The sequence below is a fragment of the Lysobacter enzymogenes genome, assembly GCF_017168095.1.
GTDB classification, from domain to species: Bacteria; Pseudomonadota; Gammaproteobacteria; order Xanthomonadales; family Xanthomonadaceae; genus Lysobacter; species Lysobacter enzymogenes_D.
Genome location: NZ_LXSD01000538.1, coordinates 1 through 4,318 on the forward strand (window position 1 = coordinate 1; position 4,318 = coordinate 4,318).

The window sequence follows — 4,318 nt, forward strand, 5'->3', positions numbered from 1 at the left end:
GCGGCGCCGCGGTCGCTGTCGGCCGCGGGCGCGTCCGGCTTCACGCCGCCGCCAGCGCCTTGCCGACCTTGCTGCCGGTCTCGCGGCCGAGCAGGGCGGCCAGCCAGCGGCCGGTCTCGGCCAGCGCGGGCAGGTCGACGCCGGTGTCGATGCCCAGGCCGTGCAGCATGTACACCACGTCCTCGCTGGCGACGTTGCCGCTGGCGCCCTTGGCGTAGGGGCAGCCGCCGGTGCCGGACACGGCCGAGTCGACCACCGTCACGCCTTCTTCCAGGCACGACAGGATGTTCGACAGCGCTTGGCCGTAGGTGTCGTGGAAATGCACCGCCAGCGCCGCCGCCGGCACTTCGCTCGCCACCGCCTTGAACATCGCCCGCGCCTTGCCCGGCGTGCCGACGCCGATGGTGTCGCCGAGGGAAATCTCGTAGCAACCCATTTCGTGCAGCGCGCGCGCCACCCGCACCACGTCGCGCACCGGCACCTCGCCCTGGTAGGGGCAGCCGAGCACGGTGGAGACGTAGCCGCGCACCGCGACGCCATCGGCCTTGGCGCGCGCCATCACCGGCGCGAAGCGCTGCAGCGATTCGTCGATGGAGGCGTTGATGTTCTTCTGGTTGAAGGCTTCCGAGGCGGCGGTGAACACCGCGATCTCTTCCACGCCGACCGCGCGCGCGCGTTCGTAGCCTTGTTCGTTGGGCACCAGCACCGGGTAGTGCACGCCGGGCTTGCGCCGGATGCCGGAGAACACGTCGGCCGCGTCGGCCAGCTGCGGCACCCACTTGGGGCTGACGAAGCTGGTCGCCTCGATGCTGCGCAGGCCGGTGGCCGAGAGGCGGTCGATCAAGGCGATCTTGTCGGCGGTGGCGATCTGCGCCTTTTCGTTCTGCAGGCCGTCGCGCGGGCCGACTTCGACGATGCGCACGCTGGCGGGATAGGGCAAGGGCTGGCTCATGGGGAATCCTGGCGGGCGGCCTTGGCGCGTTCGAACACCATGGCCTTTCTGTCGGTGTCGTACAAGAGATGCAGGCGTTGCGCGAGGGTATCGCGCAGCTGCTCGGGATCGCCCTGGACCAGGGCGAAGCGGTCGTCGAGCTTGCGTCCGGCGAGCTGGCCGCGGGCGATCGCGTCGATCGCGCGCTGCGAGTCGGGCAGCCACGCGTCCAGGCCGTTCGCGGTGAGCCGGTACAGCACCAGGAACACCGAGCCCTTGGGCGCGGTGGCGGTGAGGCTGCCGGCGTCGGCGCCGATGGCGCGCTGGGCCTGTTCGGGGGTGAGCGCGATGTAGCGGTCCTGGCCGATGGCGAAGCCGGTCAGGTCCAGCGCCACCGGCTTGTCGTTCATGCCCGGCCAGTCTTCGGTGTGGCATTGCGCGTCGATGCGCACGGTCTTGCTGAGGTTGCCGCCGGCCTTGACGGTCCAGGCGCCGGCCAGATCCGGGTCGCAGCGCAATTCGGCCACCGGCGCGCGCTCGAAGGCGACGCAGCCGCCGATCAGGGTCAGGCAGGCGAGCACGGTCGCGGCGCCGAGCCGCGGCAGGACACGGGCGCGAAGGCGCGGGAGCGACAGGTTCATGGCGGGCGATGGCCGGACAAGAGGGAACAAACGTCCTTAACGGCAAAGAATACTGCGATCCGGCCGCGGCCGGGTCGTAGCCGGCGCGGCCGCGGCGCGCTCAGGGCGCGGTCGCGGGCAGGCGTTCGAAGCGGTAGGCGGTCGCGCTTTGCGCGCCGGGGAACAGCTCGGGGTGCGCGCGCAATTGCCTGCGCATCGCGTCGGCGAGAACGCCGGGTTCGGGCCGCGTCGGCAGCGGTGCGGAATCGAACGCCTGGGAGCGCCTGCGAGTAGAAGGCGCCAGACCCTCGGCGCCGCGCCTGCGCGGCGCCCGCGCCGGCAGCGTCAGGCTTTTTCCAGCGTCGCCAACACCGCGTCGGCCTCGACGAAGTCGCCGGCGGCGGCGCGGATCTCGGCGATCACGCCGGCGCGCGGCGCCTTCAGGCTCAGCTCCATCTTCATCGCCTCGATCACCATCACTTCCTGGCCGGCCTCGACGCTGTCGCCCGGCGCGGCCTTGACCACCACCACGCGGCCCGGCATCGGCGCGTTGACGCTGTGGCCCGAACCGCCGGCGGCGGCGCTTTCGTGGCGGTACACCGGCACCGCGTCCAGGCGCAGGCGGCGTTCGCCGTCGTGCACGACCACGCGCGCGCCGTCGCCGAGCGTGCGCAGGCGGCGCATGCGGCCGTCGATGCGCAGGCTCAGCTCGTCGCCGTCCAGGCGCGCGCCGCGCACGTCCACCGCGGCCTCGCCGAGGCCGTCGATGCGGTAATCGCCGGCGCTGCCGTGCGCCGACAGTTCCAGGCGCTGGTCGCGGCGCGCGAACGCCAGGCTGCGGCGGCCGCCGTGGCCCAGGCGCCAGCCGTCGGCGATGGCCCAGGGCGAGGTCGGGTCGTTGGATGCGGCGGCGCCGATGCGGGTGTCGCGCTCCTGCGCCAGCAGCGCCGCGACCGCGGCGCCGGCCAGCAGGTCGGCGTCGGCGGCCGCGTCGGCGGTCGCGGCCGGCATGAATTCGTCGAGATGGCGGTCGAGATAACCGGTGTCGATGCTGCCTTCGACCACCGCCGGATGCCGCGCCAGCCGCTCGAGGAATTCGATGTTCGACTTCGGCCCGGCGATCTCGCTGTCGGCCAGCGCCGCGCGCAGCCGCGCCAGCGCGCGCGGGCGGTCGCTGTCGGACACGATCAGCTTGGCGATCATCGGGTCGTAGAAGATCGTCACCGTGTCGCCTTCGATCACGCCCGAATCCAGGCGCACGTGCGCGTCGGCGGCCGGCAGGCGCAGGCGCTCGAGCTTGCCCGAGCCGGGCAGGAAGCCGGCTTCCGGGTCTTCGGCGTACAGGCGCACCTCGATGGCGTGGCCGCGCTGGACGATGGCGTCCTGCGCCAGCGGCAGCGGCTCGCCCGCGGCCACGCGCAGCTGCCATTCGACCAGGTCCAGGCCGGTGACCAGCTCGGTCACCGGGTGCTCGACCTGCAGGCGGGTATTGATTTCCATGAAGTAGAACGCGCCGTCCTGGCCGACGATGAACTCGACCGTGCCGGCGTTGACGTAATTGATGGCGTGGCCGGCCTGGACCGCGGCGGCTCCCATCTGCGCGCGCTGCTGCGGGCTCAGGAACGGCGAGGGCGATTCTTCCAGCACCTTCTGGTAGCGGCGCTGGGCCGAGCATTCGCGCTCGTTGAGGTGGATCACCTGGCCGTCGTTGTCGCCGAAGATCTGGATCTCGATGTGGCGCGGGCGCTCGACGTAGCGCTCCAGCAGCACCCGGTCGCGGCCGAAGGCGTTGCGCGCTTCGCGCTGGCAACTTTCCAGGTTGGCGGCGAACTCGCCGGCCTCGCGCACGATGCGCATGCCCTTGCCGCCGCCGCCGTGGGCGGCCTTGATCATCAGCGGATAGCCGATGCGGTCGGCCTCGCGCTGGAGCAGGGCGGGATCCTGGTCTTCGCCGGTATAGCCCGGCACCACCGGCACGCCGGCGGCCTGCATCAGCTCCTTGGCGCCGGCCTTGCTGCCCATCTTGCGCATCGAGGCGGCCTTGGGGCCGATGAAGGCGATGCCGGCGGCCTCGACCGCGTCGGCGAAATCGGCGTTCTCGCTGAGGAAGCCGTAGCCCGGATGGATCGCCTGCGCGCCGCTGAGGCGGGCGACTTCGAGGATCGCATCGCCGCGCAGATAGCTCTCGGCCGGACGCGGCCCGCCGATGGGATAGGCCTCATCGGCCTGGCGCACGTGCTGGGCATCGGCGTCGGCTTCGGAATACACCGCGACGGTGCTGATACCGAGCGTGCGGCAGGTGCGGATCACCCGACAGGCGATTTCGCCGCGATTGGCGATCAGGATCTTCTCGAACATGGGCACTTCGCAGGTCGGTGCGCGCACGCGCGCGTGGAAGGGAAGACGAACCGCCGCGGCGGCGGACCGGCGCGATAGGGGGATTTTCGCCGATGCGGGCGCGGCTGTCGCCTCATGGCGACCGCGCAAGGCGCCGTTTGCGCGACCGCCGACCCGATTAGGCAGTTTGGCGGTGGAACGGATGCGCCATACGGTGTGGTGTTGCGCGAGACGACGCAGCCGATGAGATGCATGCCATTGAGTGGCCCACAAGCGCACGATCGCCGTTGCCTTCAACTCACCCCCTCAAACGCGTGCCCTCGCTTTTCGCTCCCCCCGCCGCCCCGAACTCGCCACAGGCAAATGCAGACCCGAAGGGCGGCGCGCACGATGCGCGCCGTGCGCCACCCAGGCCATGGATGGCCTGTGT

3 protein-coding genes are annotated in these 4,318 nt (G+C 71.6%); all 3 read right to left on the reverse strand.

The genetic code is table 11. The features are described from left to right. Window positions 1-40: 40 nt before the first annotated feature. The 3 genes from A7A76_RS21445 to A7A76_RS21455 all read right to left on the reverse strand — a co-directional run bounded on the left by A7A76_RS21445 (window position 41) and on the right by A7A76_RS21455 (window position 3,909). Window positions 41-952, reverse strand: a complete 912-nt coding sequence (locus A7A76_RS21445; protein WP_206413210.1) for a hydroxymethylglutaryl-CoA lyase — start codon at window positions 950-952, stop codon at window positions 41-43. Then, window positions 949-1,572 (reverse strand): hypothetical protein, encoded by a 624-nt coding sequence (locus A7A76_RS21450; protein ID WP_206413211.1) that lies wholly within the window; start codon window positions 1,570-1,572, stop codon window positions 949-951. Before A7A76_RS21450 ends, A7A76_RS21445 begins: the two co-directional genes overlap by 4 nt. A gap of 324 nt (window positions 1,573-1,896) precedes the next feature. Then, window positions 1,897-3,909 carry an acetyl/propionyl/methylcrotonyl-CoA carboxylase subunit alpha gene (locus A7A76_RS21455; RefSeq protein ID WP_206413212.1) on the reverse strand — a complete coding sequence of 671 codons (2,013 nt, stop codon included), beginning with the start codon at window positions 3,907-3,909 and terminating at the stop codon, window positions 1,897-1,899. Window positions 3,910-4,318: the final 409 nt, after the last annotated feature.

What these genes read in the sequence shown, in the direction of transcription:
- A7A76_RS21450 (WP_206413211.1), bottom strand. Translation starts at nt 1,572, where the DNA reads ATGAACCTGTCGCTCCCGCGCCTTCGCGCCCGTGTCCTGCCGCGGCTC.
- A7A76_RS21455 (WP_206413212.1), bottom strand. Translation starts at nt 3,909, where the DNA reads ATGTTCGAGAAGATCCTGATCGCCAATCGCGGCGAAATCGCCTGTCGG.
- A7A76_RS21445 (WP_206413210.1), bottom strand. Translation starts at nt 952, where the DNA reads ATGAGCCAGCCCTTGCCCTATCCCGCCAGCGTGCGCATCGTCGAAGTC.